Source organism: Calothrix sp. NIES-2098 (assembly GCF_963875125.1).
Taxonomy (GTDB): Bacteria; Cyanobacteriota; Cyanobacteriia; order Cyanobacteriales; family Nostocaceae; genus Aulosira.
On record NZ_CAWNKJ010000001.1, the window covers coordinates 7,813,201 to 7,829,840 of the forward strand.

Genomic DNA, 16,640 nt, shown 5'->3' on the forward strand with positions numbered 1-16,640 from the left:
CACACAACGTTGTCTGATTCATAAATCACAAACGCATTCATAAAACAATGACAGCAACCTTACAACAGCGCTCCAGCGCCAACGTATGGGATCGCTTCTGCGAATGGATCACCAGCACCAGCAACCGTCTCTACATCGGTTGGTTCGGCGTCCTGATGATCCCAACCCTACTAGCCGCAACCACCTGCTTCGTAATTGCCTTCATCGCCGCACCTCCAGTAGACATCGATGGTATCCGCGAACCAGTAGCAGGTTCACTACTCTACGGAAACAACATCATCTCTGGTGCAGTTGTTCCTTCCTCCAACGCTATCGGTTTGCACTTCTACCCGATTTGGGAAGCAGCTTCTCTTGATGAGTGGTTGTACAACGGTGGCCCTTACCAGTTGGTAATTTTCCACTTCTTGCTCGGCGTATTCTGCTACCTGGGTCGTGAGTGGGAACTCAGCTATCGCTTGGGTATGCGTCCTTGGATCTGCCTAGCATTCTCTGCACCTGTAGCAGCAGCAACCGCAGTATTCTTGATTTACCCCATCGGTCAAGGTTCATTCTCTGATGGTATGCCTCTAGGTATCTCCGGTACATTCAACTTCATGATTGTGTTCCAAGCAGAGCACAACATCCTGATGCACCCCTTCCACATGTTAGGTGTGGCTGGTGTCTTCGGTGGTAGCTTGTTCAGTGCAATGCACGGTTCTCTAGTAACCTCCTCTTTGGTGCGTGAAACCACCGAGAACGAATCTCAAAACTACGGTTACAAGTTCGGTCAAGAGGAAGAAACCTACAACATCGTAGCGGCTCACGGTTACTTCGGTCGCTTGATCTTCCAATACGCTTCTTTCAACAACAGCCGTTCGCTGCACTTCTTCTTGGCTGCATGGCCTGTAGTTGGTATCTGGTTTACCGCGCTGGGTGTGAGCACAATGGCGTTCAACTTGAACGGTTTCAACTTTAACCAGTCTGTAATTGATTCTACTGGTCGCGTTGTTAACACCTGGGCTGATATCATCAACCGCGCTAACCTGGGTATGGAAGTTATGCACGAGCGTAACGCTCACAACTTCCCTCTCGATTTGGCTGCTGGCGAGCAAGCTCCTGTAGCTCTGACTGCTCCTGCGATTAACGGCTAATTCTTGAGTAACAAGTCATAGTTTTTCTGTGAATCAAAAGCGCTCTCCCACTTGGGAGGGCGCTTTTTCATTGCCAAAAATTTTCTCTATATTTATTATCTGTTATCAAAGTTATCCTTGCTGAATTGATGGGAACAATATAAATGTTGTTCATTAAAGAATGCATGAGTAATGGCAATACCCCCAACAGCACAAGCATTACTAGAAAAATTCATTGTTGATAATGAAGAATTAGACAATTTGGAATCAAAACTTGCTCAATTTAATATTTTTGAAGCAATTGGCGTAGTGCGACAAGAAATACGCCATTCAAATTTTTTAGCATTCTTGTTAAATCCCTCTCAAAATCATAGACTTGATGATATTTTTCTCAAGCGATTTCTCAAGGGAGTGCTGTTAGACACAGAGCAATCTACAAATGTGAATTATGCCAATATTAGTTCTGTTGATGTAGATATAGCTGATTTAACAGACGCTGAGGTTAAGCGCGAATGGCAAAATATTGATATTTTTATACACTCACCTCGTAACAAACTAGTTTGTGCAATAGAAAATAAAGTTGACTCTAGAGAGCATTCAAATCAACTAGAAAGATACCGCAAGATTATTGAGAATCAATATAGTAATTATCAAAAAATATTCATTTATTTAACACCAAAAGGTAATAAACCATCTGATGAACATTGGAGAATTTATAAATATTCTCAGGACTTACGCAACTGGCACAATGCGATCGTTAGTTCATAGTACATAGGTATTAATTAAATCTGATTTTGAAAGCTTTGCCTTCGTAATAGAAGTCGCTGTCTTGGAAGTACTATCGAAATATTCGTGAGAAAATAGGTAGAGGTTATATTAGATAAATTTCGCTAAGGGTAATGAGATTTACTAAGCTTAATTACTGCCAATATTTATTAAGTAGTCAAATTAATTATACAATTACCAATTTGGCAGAGCATTTAGAGAGTATTAGTCATGACGCAATTAACTATTATTTGAAAACCGAAAAATTAACACCTCGTTTACTATGGGATAACGTGAAAGAGGTCGTTGAGTCTGATGAAAATGGTTACATCATATTTGATGATAGCGTTTTAGATAAAAAGTATTCTGAAGAAATAGAAATAGTCAGAAGACAATATAGTGGTAATGAGCATGGTGTCCTGAAAGGCATTGGTGTAGTTAGCTGCGTGTATGTCAACCCTACACTTCAAAGATTTTGGGTCATAGATTATCGAATTTTTAATCCTGATGTCGATGGGAAAACCAAGATAGACCATGTGAAAGATATGCTCCAAAACCTTGTGTATCATAAGCTTTTACCATTTGATACTGTTTTGATGGATACATGGTATGCGGTACACAGTTTAATGCTATATATTGATAGCTTAGACAAAATTTATTATTGCCCTTTAAAAAATAATCGTTTAGTTGATGATACATTTGGTCAAGAAAAATATAAACGGATTGAATTATTAGAATGGAACCAAGAAGAATTAGACTGTGGTAAAATCATAAAAATTAAAGGATTCCCAGCTAATAAAAAAGTGAAACTATTCCGGGTTACTGTTTCTACCAACAGAACGGATTATGTCGCCACTAACGATTTATCTCAAAGTTCCACGGATGTTGTACAACAGGTGTGTAAAATTCGTTGGAAAATAGAGGAGTTTCACAGGGAAATTAAACAACTAACTGGCATTGAATCTTGCCAGTGTCGGAAAGCTAGACTCCAAAGAAATCATATTGCTTGTGCAATGTTGGTTTGGGTTAGGTTAAAGAATTTAGCCTATAGAACTGGCAAAACTATCTATCAAATCAAGCATAACTTGCTTTCTAATTATTTAATTCAGCAACTGAAGCGCCCAAGTATTTTTATGTGCTTGGTTTGATTTATATTGTCGCGTGTCAGGGCTTTGCCCTGCCTGCTATTTGTGCCAATTGCGTAAGTCCTAATTCTAATATTGCCGAACTAATTGATAGCATTTGCACAAGTTATAAATCTAGTCTTGGCGCAGATGTTTATACTTTGATAAGTCATTATTCTATATTAATTAGGAGACATATTATGACTGATTCAGAAGTTGCTGAACTGTGCCGTAAAATATATTCCAAGCATAAACAAGCACTCGATTTAATTTTTGAACATCGTGTAGATTTACAATCAGAAATTGCTACTATAGTTTACGATTTAGCAAGTAAAGATATTGATAATCAAAAAGGTTCTGTCCTTTTTCTTAGTACTAAATCTGTAGGATTTGATCTCAGAGAATGGAAAGAGGTAAATTTACCTCTTTACTTCTATTTTGATAATGATACCGAAAATCTTAGGCTACAACTTGGCATTAGCTCTGGAGAGCAATATAGACGTGACAAAATGTACCACTTCTGCCTAAGTAACCCAACAATTTTTAAGAATAATGCTAGATGGTCTGATAGATGGATAACTATTTATCAAAAAGATATTTTAAATAGTAAAGATTATAAACTGGCAAACATTGAGGATTTAACAAAAAAAATACAGGAATTTTGGGAAAATTTTATTAAAGATGACTTTCTAAAAATAGAAAAAATAATCAATGAAAATAGAGATAAGTTAATCAACTAAAATAACTTTGTACATCTTTCAGTGTAAGGATGAAGTTTAGCGATCGCTCATTTTATCCAAGCAGGTTTACGTTTGTCCGATCGCTCTCCACGTTCTCCAAAATGCGATCGCCTACCAAACCCCACTAAACTAGAAAGTAATATCTTGGGGTAAGCTTATGGACACCGCTACAATAACTTTGCCTCTTAGCCTGAAATTAAAAATCGACTTGACTGACGATCAGTTTTTCCAGATGTGTCAGAAAAACCGCAATTATCGATTTGAGCGCACAGCAACAGGTGAATTATTAATTATGACACCATCAGGAAGCGATACAGACAGGCGCAACGTTAAAATCACTACCCAACTTGATATTTGGAATGAGCAAAATCATTTAGGTGAAGTATTTGGCCCTTCTGCTGGCTTTAAACTTCCCAATGGCGCAGATCGTTCTCCTGATGCTTCTTGGGTAAAAATTGAGCGCTGGAATGCTTTAACCCCAGAAGAACAAGAAAAATTTGCCCCGATTTGTCCTGATTTTGTAGTGGAGTTACGCTCGCCTAGCGATTCGCTGAAGGACTTGCAAGATAAAATGCAGGAATATATCGCAAATGGCGCTCAATTAGGCTGGTTAATCGATCGCAAAAACAAGCGAGTAGAAATTTATCGTCCAGGTAAAGATGTAGAGATATTAGAAAATCCAGCTACCTTATCAGGCGAAGATGTATTACCTGGATTCGTGTTGCATTTACAGCAGATTATGTAATGTACACATCTATAAACCCTCTCGTAAACCGATCGCAATTTTACTGTGTTTTTCAATCTGTCCCATCACTTGTTTAGCTCGTTGAATGACCACAGCTGGTAAACCTGCTAACCGTCCCGCTTCAATACCGTAGGATTTATCAGCGCCTCCTGGTTGAACTTGGTGTAAAAAGATAATTTGGTCGGGTAATTCCTTCACTGTTACCTGATAATTAGCGACATTTGCTAACATCCCTGCGAGTTCGTTCAACTCGTGGTAGTGCGTGGCAAAAATTGTTCGGGAACGGATATCTGTGGCGAGATACTCAGCTACAGCCCAAGCTATCGAAAGTCCATCAAAAGTTGCCGTTCCCCGACCAATTTCATCTAACAATACTAGCGATCGCGATGTGGCATGATTGAGAATATTCGCTGTTTCATTCATCTCCACCATAAAGGTAGATTGACCAGTAGCTAAATCATCTACTGCACCTACACGAGTGAAAATGCGATCGCATATTCCCAACTTCGCAAACCTAGCTGGGACAAAACTCCCCGTTTGCGCCATTAACTGAATCAACCCTACCTGACGCAAATAACAACTCTTACCACTGGCATTTGGCCCGGTGAGGATAATTAAGTCAGGTTTGTCATTTGTTAATGACTCTTGACCCAACTGGGTGGAATTGGGTACAAAGAACCCCGCAGGTAAAGACTGTTCAACTACCGGATGTCTGCCATCGATGATTTCTATTTCCCGTCCTGGTAAGATTTCTGGACGACAGTAACCTTGCTGCGCCGCTAACTCTGCCAAACCACACAATACATCCGCCGCCGCCACCGCGCGGGAAAGATGGCGAATTACTTCCGCCTGTACTCCGACTTCTTCTCGCAAGGCGACAAAAATTTCATATTCCAACTGATTCAAATCATCGCGTGCTGAAAGAATTCGAGATTCCCGTTCTTTTAACTCTGGTGTAATGTAACGTTCCTCATTTGTTAGCGTTTGCTTGCGGATGTAATTTGCGGGTACTTGGTCAGATTTAGCACGGGAAATACTAATGTAATAACCAAAAGTTTTATTAAATCCTACCTTTAAAGTTGGGATTCCTGTTCTTGCTCTCTCGTCAACTTCTAAATTGGCAATCCACTGTTGATCCGCTTCTACGGTTGCTTTTCTCTCATCCAACAGGCTATTTACACCAGGACGAATCAAGCCACCTTCCTTAATATGTATGGGTGGTGACTCGACAATATGGGCGTGTAATTTTTGTGCCAAATCTTCTAATATCGGTGGCACGTTCTGCAAAGCCCTCAGAAAGGGAGAATTCGCTTCAGCTACTAACTCGGATAATTCTGGTAGGCGTGAGAGAGAATCTGCCAAAGCCATTAAATCTTTAGCGTTAGCAGTACCAGAACCCGCCCTCCCGGTTAACCGTTCGAGGTCATAAATTTGACGTAATAATTGCCGCAAATCTTGACGTAACGCTGTATTTTCTACCAATTCTTGAATGGTATCTTGCCTTGCGCGAATGCCTTTAATATCAATTAGCGGTTGCAGTAACCACCGTCGTAAAGCCCGCCCGCCCATCGCTGTGCTAGTTCTATCTAATGCCCACAGCAGGGAACCATGAAATGTCCCATCACGGACAGTTTGGGTAATTTCCAAGTTACGCCTGGTTTGATGGTCAACAATTAGATAGTCGGTGACGGTATAGGTGCGTAACAGTTGTAGAGGAACTTGGTTTTCTTTTTGAGTATCTTCCAGGTATTCGAGAAGCCCACCAGCAGCGCGGACAGCGAGGGGGAGGTGTTCGCAACCCAATCCTTCAAGCGATCGCACTTTAAATTTCTGCAATAATCTACTTCTGGCTTCCCCTTGCGAAAATGGTACTTGCGATCGCAAACAATAACAAAAAGCTGGCGGTAAACATTGGGGGAGATGGGGTGAAGTTTCTCCCGGACGCAGTAAACTACCCAAATCGGGAGCATTCGTCGGAAACAGCACCTCCGAAGGCTGCAAGCGCATTAATTCCTGAGTCAGGTGTTCTAGATCGCTACCTTGAGATGTCAGAAATTCCCCTGTTGAGATATCTGCGTAGGCTAGTCCCCAATGATTAGCCGCAATTACCACAGAAGCTAGGTAATTATTGCGACTTGCTTTCAACATTCCCTCTTCTAGCAGAGTCCCAGGGGTAAGAATGCGCGTCACCTCGCGCCGTACTAACCCCACAGCTTCCGAAGCATCTTCTACTTGGTCGCAAATCACCACAGCGTAGCCTTTTTCTACCAGTTGGGTAGTGTAGCGTTCCCATGCGTGGTGGGGGACACCAGTCATCGCCACCCGACCCACTTCACCGCCGTGTTTGCTAGTCAGAACCAGTTCCAGTTCGCGAGATACAGTTACAGCATCTTGGAAAAAAGTTTCAAAGAAATCTCCCACCCGATACAGCAGCAGCGCATGAGGATACTTATCCTTCACCTCTACATAATGCTGGTACATCTTACTAAGCTTGCTGCGGTCTACCAGACGCGTGTCCGAGTGAGGCGCACTAGGATCGTTGGGTTCCGTTGGCTGAATGTCAAAATCAGAAGCGGTCATAAATGCAAGGAGTTACGCACGGAAAAGCCACAGGATCTGATGATAACTTGATTGATAGTGGAATTGCGATCGCTCAAGATTTTTTCATCCTTTAGTAATTTTGCCTAGAGTATGCGTAGAATTACAGTTGATTTTCCTAAAAGCTGGAAATTAGCATTATTTACCTTTAGGAATCATTCGACGAGTTTAAAGCAGCTTAGGATACCCTATTCTCGATAAATTCCCACGTTTCCTGTGATTTTAAGTGGTAATCGGGGAATCATAACTTTGTAACGTTTGATGAACCTTGCAATTATCGCAATGGTTGTTTGGTCTGTCACCAAAAATCTTACTTCAACGGTAAAGGATTGAAAGTATGCTGGCTATGCATAGCATGACATGTGCTAATGAGTTGAACTTGCAATTGGAGTCAACTTTAAAAGATTTACCACTGTGGTCAGTTTACGTTGAAGTCAAGAATCCGGTAAACGATCTAACGACAATTTTCAAACAAGAACCGCTACTACCGGGAATTATTCTGACTAAAAATCAGGAATATGTGGGGATGATTTCGCGGCAAAGATTTTTTGAACATATGAGCCGTCCCTATAGTTTGTCACTATTTGCCACACGCCCTATCGAAAATTTAATTAACTTTCTTCAGCCAGAAGTGTGTGTAATTTCTGAAGAAACACCAATTGTAGAAGCAACTCAGCTAGCATTACAGCGAGTACCTCAACTTGTTTATGAGCCGATTCTAGTAAAAACTAAGTCGGGAAAATATCAGCTAATAGATTTTCATCAGTTACTTTTAGCCTATTCTCAGATTAATGTCTTAACATTAGCTCAACTAGAGCAAGTAGAAGAACAATCTAAAATTACCGAAGCAGGTTTTCGTACCCTCAAGCATAACTATACAAAATTTGTCCAGAATGAAAAGATGGCTGCTTTGGAACAACTGGTTGCAGGAATTGCACATGAAATTAACAATCCTGTCAGCTTTATAGCAGGTAACATTGTCTATGCGATCGCCTACAGCCAAGATTTACTGGATTTAGTTAGCTTGTACCAAAAGTATTATCCCGAACCAGTAGCGGAAATTCAAAATGCGATCGCTGATATTGAACTAGAATTTTTGAAAGCTGATTTTCTCCAACTGCTGAATTCTATGAAGGCGGGTACAGAACGTATCCACGAGATAGTTTTAGCTTTACGAAATTTCTCTCGTCTTGATGAATCCGAGAGAAAAATAGTTGATATTCATGAAGGGATTGATAGTACTTTACTATTATTACAAAGCCGCCTAAAAAATCAGCAAACAGGTCAAATAATTACCGTGATTAAAGAGTACGATCAACTTCCTTTAGTAGAATGCTATCCGGGACTACTCAACCAGGCTTTTATGAATATTCTGGCGAATGCTATTGATGCTATTTTTAATAATTATGATTGCTCTAGTTTACCAGCTTCATCTCCAAAATATCCCCTAATTCGGATTCGTACTGAACTCATAGATGATAAGCATATAATTATCCGCATCGCCGATAATGGTTTGGGAATACCTAAAAATATACAAAAGCGGTTATTTGACCCGTTCTTTACTACTAAAAGTGTCGGTAAAGGCACGGGATTAGGGTTATCTATCAGCTATCAAATTATTGTAGATAAACATGGCGGTCAGTTGCAATGCATATCTGTAGTAGGAGAAGGCACTGAGTTCATTATTAAAATTCCCGTTCAGCTTGATTCATGAATCGCAAAGTATTTAGGACTTTAGTGCTTAAAAATCTCAAACTAAAGTCCTGACTACAAAGTTTTCTCTTTACAAAAGCTCAAAATAGGAACCCTTACTCACCCACTTCAACAGGAGAAGGAGGTTTGATATGGTCATTAGATACAATGACTTGACTAAATGCTCCATCACGCCAGCTATCTACTATATCTTTGATAAAGCTGGCAATAGGTATAGCAATTAATAAACCTAAAACGCCGCCTAATTTAGCCCCTATCAATAAAGAAATTACTACCCATACAGGATTTAAGCCCGTTAGATTACCCAAAAGACGAGGCGCAATAAAATTAGCATTTACTTGGTCAATTGCTACAGCTGTACCTAATACTTCTACTCCTAACCAAATATTTTGTAAAGCTACTAAAAAACTAACTATAGTAATGCCTATTCCTGTACCAAAAGGGAAAAGTGAGAAAAAGCCAATACCAATTCCAAAAAGTAGCGCTAACGGAACTTGTAGTGTCAAAAATGCTAATGTAATTGCCGATCCTAAAACTGCGCCTAATGTAGCTTGACCAATAAAATAATTATGAAAATCTTCTCGCAATAATTCCCGTACTTTTGGGCCAATGTGAGGAGGAAACCACTGAAAAATTCCATCCCAGAGGCGATCGCCGTTTAATACCATATAGACAGTTAGCACTACTGTCAACAACACATTCACGACTACACCAATAGTATCAAAAGCAACACTGAGAATTCTTCCGGTAAAAGATTGAAGTTGATTAGACAATCTTTCTAATACTTGGGTAGCTAAACCAGTTAAATTCACTGGAAGTTGTTGTGTTGCCGCCCAGTTTTGAAAAGCTTGAATTTGTTGACTGGCAGAATCAATCCAGTAGGGAAGAATATTAGCTAATTCATTCAGCTGCTGTATAATCAGCGGTACTAAAGTGATACCTAAAGCTACTAAAATCACTACAGTTAATAGTAAAACTACCACAATAGCTAGGTTGCGTTTTACCCCACGTTCCTGAAGAAACTGAATTGGATAATTTAATACAAAAGCTAGTAAGATAGCGGCAGCAAAAATACTTACTAGAGGTTGAAAATATTGCACAACCTGGAGTAATAGCCAACCATTAAGAATGGCAATTGGGAATGCCAATCCGATACTTAACCAGCGTGGTAGTTTGTTTACTGATTGCATGAGTGGGAACTCCACAAAAGGCTCTAAATTTATTTTTGCTTCTGGGGACTGGAAGGGAGTGTGGGAAGTGTGGGGAGTGTGGGAGGAGTGGGGAGAAATGACAAACGATACAATACCCCATCCATACCCATTAACTATCGATCGCTTTCAATAAAATCCAGCATGATTCGCTGATGCATAGGCCCTAAAGGTCTGACCTCGCCAGCGTTTTGGGAATAACAGTTACCCTCGCGAATATCTTCTGGTGTTAAGAAACCCATATCCCAGCCTTCATTTAAAACCAGTTGATTAAAACCTACCAACAGTGGTGCATAAAAAACGTGACGGATAACTTTTTCATCCCAATAACAGGCAAATTCAGAGAAATTTGGGTAATTATAACCAATTTCTTCTAAAATTTCTCGCTTGACCGCAATATCTGGGGTTTCGCCGGACTCAATATGTCCACCAAACAGCGCCCAGTAACCTGGGTAGAGAATAGTAGGGATATTGTCTCGCAGTTGCATGAGAAACTTGTTTTCTTGGTAGAGAATTGCGATCGCAACCTGTACCTGATGATTGTTCATAAGTTTTATTTAGCTATTTCAAAATAATCATCAAGAAGCTTCTTCTAGATAGACTTCTCCCAATTCTTGACCTGCCAAGGGTATGCTTTGATAGCGAACTTTGCCTTTAATTACTACTTGCTCTCCTTTTGCCAACTTATTTTGATTAGTAACAACCCAGATTTTTCCTGTTGAGTCATCAATTTGATACGCCCATCGTTTCACAAGCGGCACTTGCCTTTCTACTTTACCTTGGATGTAAACTGTAGCCTGATTGTCTTTTACTGGCTTAATTTCCCGAATTGGCGTGACGTTACTTCCAATACGGAAATTACCGACGTTCAATCCAGACTGTGTTAAGTTACCACAACCGCAAAGTCCTAGTATCAGCACAAAGGCCAATCCTAAGCGATAGAGAAAAATGTTTTTGTTGGTCATTTGTTGTTTGTCATTTGTCATTGGTCACCTGTCAAGCGTTAAGGGTCAATGGTTATTATTTATTTCTCTCCACACTCCGCACACTTCCCACACTCCCTCTTTGAGATGATGCAGTGGATCTGAGAAGATAAGACAGGATGATTTTGCTATTTGAGCGACGCTACGGCATAAAATAGCAAGACCATCATAGTCAACAGCCAAGCTACAGATGGCTAGAGGTGGAACTTTAGACTCAAGGCGAATATAGCTGTAAATTCTCATGGAAACAAAAACTGCCAAACTTCTTGATGGTAAAGCTTTAGCTGAAAAAATTCACCAACATCTTCTAGAGCGGATTACAGAGTTACAACCACAAATTGGACGTCCTCCTGGTTTAGCAGTATTGATGGTTGGCGACAATCCCGCATCGGCTGCTTATGTACGCAATAAAGAGCGAGCCTGCGCTAAGGTGGGTATTGCTTCTTTTGGTAAGCATTTTCCTACTGAAACTACACAAAAAGAATTAGAAGATGTAATTGCAGCTCTTAATCAAGATGAACAGGTAGATGGGATTCTTGTTCAGTTACCTTTACCCAAACACTTGGACGCTGTAAAGTTGCTGAATCAAATCGATCCCGATAAAGACGCTGATGGACTGCACCCAGTTAATTTAGGGCGATTGGTAAGGCAAGAAGCAGGTTTACGCAGTTGTACCCCAGCAGGCGTGATGCGGCTGTTGGCAGAATATAAAATTCCTCTGTCGGGAAAACAAGCAGTGGTAGTGGGACGTAGTATTTTAGTGGGTAAACCGATGGCGTTGATGCTTCTAGAAGCTGATGCGACTGTCACCGTTGCCCACTCGCGATCGCACGATTTAAAAGCGATCGCTCAAAATGCCGACATTTTGATTGCCGCAGTAGGTGTTCCGGGATTGATTACCGGAGAAATGGTGAAACCGGGCGCGGTTGTGGTAGATGTGGGGATGAATCGCGTCATCGATGCTAGTGGTAAAAGTCGTTTAGTCGGCGATGTCCACTGGGAATCAACAGCTGGCGTGGCGGAGTTTCTCACCCCAGTCCCTGGTGGTGTTGGTCCTATGACTGTCGCTATGTTGTTGCAAAATACATTTGCCAGCTATTTAAGGAGGCAAGGAATCAGCAATTATGAAGAATGAATTATGAATGATGCTTCCTAATTCTTAACTCTTAATTACTCGCGCTTTGAGTGCCAAAGCCCCTTAAAATTGTGACGTATATGACAAAAATACCAAAATTTCAGGAATTTTAAGAATGGTAGCAACTGATAAGTTTAAAAAAACGCCAGAGACAGCTACGTTTAACCTATCAGCTTATCTCAAAGAGCGACAACAGCTTTGCGACAATGCATTGGATCGAGCGATACCCATCGTTTATCCAGAAAAAATTTATGAAGCAATGCGCTATTCTCTGTTAGCTGGTGGCAAACGCGTACGTCCCATTCTTTGCCTTGCTACCTGTGAAATGACTGGCGGCACAATCGAAATGGCTATGCCAACAGCTTGTGCTGTAGAAATGATCCACACTATGTCCTTGATTCACGACGATCTACCGGCGATGGATAATGATGATTACCGTCGAGGTATGTTGACAAACCACAAGGTTTATGGTGAAGATATTGCAATTTTAGCTGGGGATGGCTTATTAGCTTATGCTTTTGAGTTTGTAGCTACCCAAACTCCTCAAGATGTTCCTAGAGATAGAGTTTTGCAAGTAGTAGCGCGTCTCGGTAGGGCATTAGGTGCTGCTGGCTTAGTTGGCGGTCAGGTGGTGGATCTGGAATCGGAAGGTAAATCAGATACTTCCCTAGAGACGCTGAATTTCATTCATAACCATAAAACAGCAGCACTTTTAGAGGCTTGTGTTGTTTGTGGCGGAATTTTAACTGGTGTATCTGCTGAAGAATTGCAACGACTGAGTCGGTATGCTCAGAATATTGGTCTGGCATTCCAAATTATTGACGATATCCTCGACATTACTGCTACTCAAGAACAATTAGGAAAAACTGCTGGTAAGGATCTCAAAGCGCAGAAAGTAACTTACCCCAGCCTGTGGGGAATTGAAAAATCCCGTTCTAAAGCTCAACAGTTAATTGAAGCAGCTTGTGCAGAATTAGAGACATTTGGAGAATCAGCTCAACCGCTAAAAGCGATCGCTCATTTTATTATCAGTCGCGATCGCTAAATCAACCCCTACGGGGAATTCATCTCTATCTTGGATTCTGCTCACATAATCGCCCGTAGGGTAGCTTGCCTCTAAACAGTTTTTTCAGGTCGCATCTTGTTCCAAACAACACAACTACTGCTAATATTTACTAACTTCACCAAAATACCATGCAGGACATAGGCAACATCTTAGACAACCGGGTGCTGCTGGTTGCTCTGGTAGCTTGTTTGATTGCTCAATCTCTGAAGCTCGTCATCGAAATAGTAAAAAATCGCAAACTAAATGTACGTGTTTTAGTCACAACTGGCGGTATGCCAAGTGCCCACTCGGCTTTAGTTACATCTCTAGCCACAGGTGTAGGGCAAACTCTCGGCTGGTCATCTCCTGATTTTGCTCTGGCTACAGTGTTTGCCATCATTGTCATGTATGATGCCGCAGGAGTTCGCCAAGCCGCTGGAAAACAAGCTCGGATTCTCAATCAAATGATTGATGAATTATTTGCTGATAAGCACGACTTTAGTCAAGACCGCCTGAAAGAATTGCTGGGACACACACCAGTTCAAGTCATAGCTGGGTCAGCTTTAGGTATAACTACATCTTTGTTAGCGAGGTCTTTCTTAGCCACTAGTCTATAGTGCAAGAAGGCAATCCTGATGGAAAAGCAAGGAGCAGAGGAAGTAGAGGAGAAATAATTAATACTAATGACTCTCGACTCTTGACTCTCGACTAACTACTGTGACCGCACATTTGAGCGCAATAGCATCACCTTACGGCTATCTACTAGATAGGCAGCAAAGCCTCGTTCGTTGAGCTTTTGCAATGTGCTGTATGCTTCTTTTTGATTAGTTGTGTAAACCGCCAGCAAATAAGGGCGTTGTCCGTAGGAAGCAAAACCAACATCACCTCCCACTACTTGTCCGACACTCGATGCAAGTTCTGGGCGATTAAAATAATCAACTAATACAGCATAGCCTTCTCCTAAAGCTTTAGGATTAAAGGCAACTGTTTGAGGCGGTGGTACATCTGCGGGTCGAGTAGTGATGATGGCAGACAACCCAACAATGTTGTTAATATACCTTGCCCAACGATTAGCATCATCAATTTTGTTAAAACCCCCGATCCGCGTTACTGTCTCTGTTAAATATTGACAGGTAGTGCTTTTGAGTTCATTAGGTAGAGCATTGCGCAGCTGCTTCTGATTATCTGCTGTGGGACTAACTACCAATAAAAGATACTCACCAGCACTAGGAGGTTGACAGATAGGAAGAGCTTGTTGAGCAGTAACATAATTCATACTACCCATCAACCCTGCGATCGCTAATACTACAGCATGTGGTAAATTCGGAAATCTCTGCACAACAGTCTCAGACATAAAAGAGGATTTTTTAACAGATTTCATCAAAACATATTTTGTTCCCCCAGATGGGAGACCCGGAGACATAGGGACGCAAAGACACGGGGAAATAATAAATGACAAATGAAAAATACTATTGCCCCATGCCCTATTTAAGTCTGTCTACCTAATTAATAGTATATTAGGATACGGTAGCTAGAGATGCTATTGGATCGGAAATTGTCGCAGAAGGAGCTTGAAATTCTCCTATGATGACATATTCCAATCGCAGTTTTAACCAAGTAATAAATTGGTGATTGGTAGAAATAATTGCCGCAGCTGGTTGAGGACATTGGGCTTTAATCTCTGCCATTTCTGGTGCTTCTAAAAAAGCTGGCTGCCTCACTAACCAAAAATCAATTTCTTTTTCTTGTTCGTGATAGTGACGAGTACGTTCTTTGAGAACCTCTTCAATAGGTTCTTCCTCCACTAAAAATTTTTGACTTGCCAAAACGTAATAGTATGTTTGCATTTCGATCCTGTGGTTGCTAATCATGAATTCCAGGGCACAGTATACAGACTGTACCCTGAAAAATTAACTCTTCTTGACTTTTTTAAACCAAGAACTGAAGGGACAAGCACTTCCTTTGTTTTCACTAATTGGCAGTTTGCCGCCAGCTGTTAGTTTTTCTAAAAACAGCGTATTGTCAAAGTAGTGTTCCAAGGAAATTATCTTTAAGTCATCGGTAACTCTAGCAATGCTCGTGCCGATAATTTCTATCGTCTCTCCAGTTGGTGCAAAATCTTTGTATGCACCGTTAAAATGTCCCCAATGTCGCCATTTGAATGTTACGGTTGGCGGGCCTGAGAACACTTCCAAAACTTCCCAAGGAAATCCTTGAGGAAAGGTTGTATGGAAGATTTGCGCTGATGATTCAAAGGTTTCAGCAGAAGCTTTGTAATGCTCTGAATCAGCCATAAATAAGTTGTAAGTACCTTGGGCTGATAAATCTGTAGCTGTGTATTCTCGACCTCCATTCGTACTTACACGAAACTTGTCATTGACAACAGATAACCACTGCTGTGGGTTGGTTTTGAAAGACACTTCCATCTCGAAGGTTCTTACCAGGTTTTGTACGATCGCTTCCAGGGTTCCCTCTAAATGACTGCGTGTACTTTCATTCGCTAAATTCTCTTTAGACCGAGAATAATCAGGAGGTGTCTGATAGCGCCATTGGGCATCAGTACTTCCTTCAATAACTTTATCCCGATCCTGTACCCAAAGTGGCAGGCTGTTAGATTGTGTTGCGCTCATAGAAGTCTTTGCTTAAGATTGTGTGCCCAATTTTTGGATTTCGCAGTTATGACCCCTCTAAGCGTTTAAACAGTTATTTAGTTAACTGTTTACAGTTCTCCGCGGATGGCTAGTTTCATCTCGCGTACAGCTCTTTCTATACCAACTAATGCGGCGCGACTGATGATGGTATGACCAATGTTGAGTTCTTCCATCCCTGGAAGACTAGCTACAGGATAAACGTTCCAGTAAGTAAGTCCATGACCGGCATTGACTCGCAAACCAGCTTGAATCGCTTGTTCGCACCCCTTAGCTAACACGGCTAACTCTTGTTTGCGGCTGGTTTCATCGACGGCCTCAGCGTATTGCCCAGTGTGCAGTTCAATGAACTTAGCTTGCACTTTGGCAGATGCTGCAATTTGTGAGGGTTCGGCATCGATAAATAGACTAACTGGAATGCCAGCACTCTGCAATTTATCAACTATCTCACCTATTTTAGCAATTTGCCCAACAATGTCTAAACCGCCTTCTGTGGTGACTTCTTCGCGTTTTTCTGGTACTAAAGTTACATAATCAGGTTTGATATCCAGAGCAATTCCTAACATTTCCTCTGTAGCGGCCATTTCTAAATTTAAGTGCGTTCTCACCGTTTGCCGTAAGAGTCGCACATCTCTGTCTTGGATATGCCGTCTATCTTCTCGCAGATGCACGGTAATTCCATCTGCACCGCCTAATTCTGCTAGCACCGCCGCCGCTACGGGGTCAGGTTCCACCGTGCGCCGTGCTTGTCGAATTGTCGCAATGTGGTCAATGTTTACGCCGAGTGTAGACACCCCAAGTTTCTCCCGATCCACAATCTTTAGGAT

Annotated in this window: 17 protein-coding genes; 9 read left to right on the plus strand and 8 right to left on the minus strand. The window is 41.3% G+C overall.

Going from position 1 to position 16,640, the window contains the following annotated elements; all coding sequences use genetic code 11:
* Window positions 1-47: 47 nt before the first annotated feature.
* The 5 genes from psbA to AACU33_RS32930 all read left to right on the plus strand — a co-directional run bounded on the left by psbA (window position 48) and on the right by AACU33_RS32930 (window position 4,483).
* Window positions 48-1,130, plus strand: a complete 1,083-nt coding sequence (gene psbA, locus AACU33_RS32910; protein WP_096587332.1) for a photosystem II q(b) protein — start codon at window positions 48-50, stop codon at window positions 1,128-1,130.
* A 171-nt stretch (window positions 1,131-1,301) separates the two neighbouring features.
* Window positions 1,302-1,877, plus strand: coding sequence for a PDDEXK-like family protein (locus tag AACU33_RS32915; protein ID WP_096594463.1), 576 nt, complete (start codon window positions 1,302-1,304; stop codon window positions 1,875-1,877).
* 131 nt (window positions 1,878-2,008) lie between these two features.
* Entirely contained in the window at window positions 2,009-3,022 is a 1,014-nt protein-coding gene (locus tag AACU33_RS32920) for an IS701 family transposase (protein ID WP_096586464.1), read from the plus strand.
* A gap of 176 nt (window positions 3,023-3,198) precedes the next feature.
* Entirely contained in the window at window positions 3,199-3,738 is a 540-nt protein-coding gene (locus AACU33_RS32925; RefSeq protein WP_096594464.1) for a hypothetical protein, read from the plus strand.
* Between the two features lie 157 nt (window positions 3,739-3,895).
* Entirely contained in the window at window positions 3,896-4,483 is a 588-nt protein-coding gene (locus AACU33_RS32930) for a Uma2 family endonuclease (RefSeq protein ID WP_096594465.1), read from the plus strand.
* Window positions 4,484-4,492: 9 nt separating this feature from the next.
* Here the strand turns inward: AACU33_RS32930 and mutS are convergent, their stop codons facing one another.
* Complete coding sequence (gene mutS / locus AACU33_RS32935; protein ID WP_096594466.1) at window positions 4,493-7,063, minus strand: DNA mismatch repair protein MutS; 2,571 nt, start codon at window positions 7,061-7,063, stop codon at window positions 4,493-4,495.
* Window positions 7,064-7,427: 364 nt separating this feature from the next.
* On the opposite strand from mutS, the gene AACU33_RS32940 reads away from it, so the two are divergent.
* Complete coding sequence (locus AACU33_RS32940; protein WP_339376422.1) at window positions 7,428-8,795, plus strand: ATP-binding protein; 1,368 nt, start codon at window positions 7,428-7,430, stop codon at window positions 8,793-8,795.
* A 94-nt stretch (window positions 8,796-8,889) separates the two neighbouring features.
* Here AACU33_RS32940 and AACU33_RS32945 read toward each other — a convergent pair whose 3' ends face one another.
* From AACU33_RS32945 to AACU33_RS32955, 3 genes are all read right to left on the minus strand, one after another.
* Window positions 8,890-9,984 (minus strand): AI-2E family transporter, encoded by a 1,095-nt coding sequence (locus AACU33_RS32945; protein WP_096594468.1) that lies wholly within the window; start codon window positions 9,982-9,984, stop codon window positions 8,890-8,892.
* 134 nt (window positions 9,985-10,118) lie between these two features.
* Window positions 10,119-10,550 (minus strand): NUDIX hydrolase, encoded by a 432-nt coding sequence (locus AACU33_RS32950; protein ID WP_096594469.1) that lies wholly within the window; start codon window positions 10,548-10,550, stop codon window positions 10,119-10,121.
* A 30-nt stretch (window positions 10,551-10,580) separates the two neighbouring features.
* Window positions 10,581-10,988 (minus strand): hypothetical protein, encoded by a 408-nt coding sequence (locus tag AACU33_RS32955; protein WP_339376423.1) that lies wholly within the window; start codon window positions 10,986-10,988, stop codon window positions 10,581-10,583.
* A gap of 238 nt (window positions 10,989-11,226) precedes the next feature.
* Here AACU33_RS32955 and folD point away from each other — a divergent pair, with 238 nt between their 5' ends.
* From folD to AACU33_RS32970, 3 genes are all read left to right on the plus strand, one after another.
* Complete coding sequence (gene folD / locus AACU33_RS32960) at window positions 11,227-12,120, plus strand: bifunctional methylenetetrahydrofolate dehydrogenase/methenyltetrahydrofolate cyclohydrolase FolD (RefSeq protein ID WP_096594470.1); 894 nt, start codon at window positions 11,227-11,229, stop codon at window positions 12,118-12,120.
* A 115-nt stretch (window positions 12,121-12,235) separates the two neighbouring features.
* Window positions 12,236-13,165 carry a geranylgeranyl diphosphate synthase CrtE gene (gene crtE, locus AACU33_RS32965; protein WP_096594471.1) on the plus strand — a complete coding sequence of 310 codons (930 nt, stop codon included), beginning with the start codon at window positions 12,236-12,238 and terminating at the stop codon, window positions 13,163-13,165.
* A 149-nt stretch (window positions 13,166-13,314) separates the two neighbouring features.
* Window positions 13,315-13,782, plus strand: a complete 468-nt coding sequence (locus AACU33_RS32970) for a divergent PAP2 family protein (RefSeq protein WP_096594472.1) — start codon at window positions 13,315-13,317, stop codon at window positions 13,780-13,782.
* A gap of 95 nt (window positions 13,783-13,877) precedes the next feature.
* Here AACU33_RS32970 and AACU33_RS32975 read toward each other — a convergent pair whose 3' ends face one another.
* The 4 genes from AACU33_RS32975 to AACU33_RS32990 form a co-directional block, all read right to left on the minus strand.
* Window positions 13,878-14,519: a hypothetical protein gene (locus AACU33_RS32975; protein WP_096595469.1), complete on the minus strand. Its 642-nt coding sequence runs from the start codon at window positions 14,517-14,519 to the stop codon at window positions 13,878-13,880.
* 163 nt (window positions 14,520-14,682) lie between these two features.
* Complete coding sequence (locus AACU33_RS32980; RefSeq protein ID WP_096595470.1) at window positions 14,683-15,012, minus strand: MgPME-cyclase complex family protein; 330 nt, start codon at window positions 15,010-15,012, stop codon at window positions 14,683-14,685.
* Window positions 15,013-15,075: 63 nt separating this feature from the next.
* Window positions 15,076-15,795 (minus strand): SnoaL-like polyketide cyclase, encoded by a 720-nt coding sequence (locus tag AACU33_RS32985; protein WP_096594473.1) that lies wholly within the window; start codon window positions 15,793-15,795, stop codon window positions 15,076-15,078.
* Window positions 15,796-15,884: 89 nt separating this feature from the next.
* The gene (locus AACU33_RS32990) at window positions 15,885-16,607 is read right to left on the minus strand and encodes a pyridoxine 5'-phosphate synthase (RefSeq protein WP_096594474.1); all 723 of its coding nucleotides are present in this window, start codon (window positions 16,605-16,607) and stop codon (window positions 15,885-15,887) included.
* Between the last annotated feature and the right edge of the window lie 33 nt (window positions 16,608-16,640).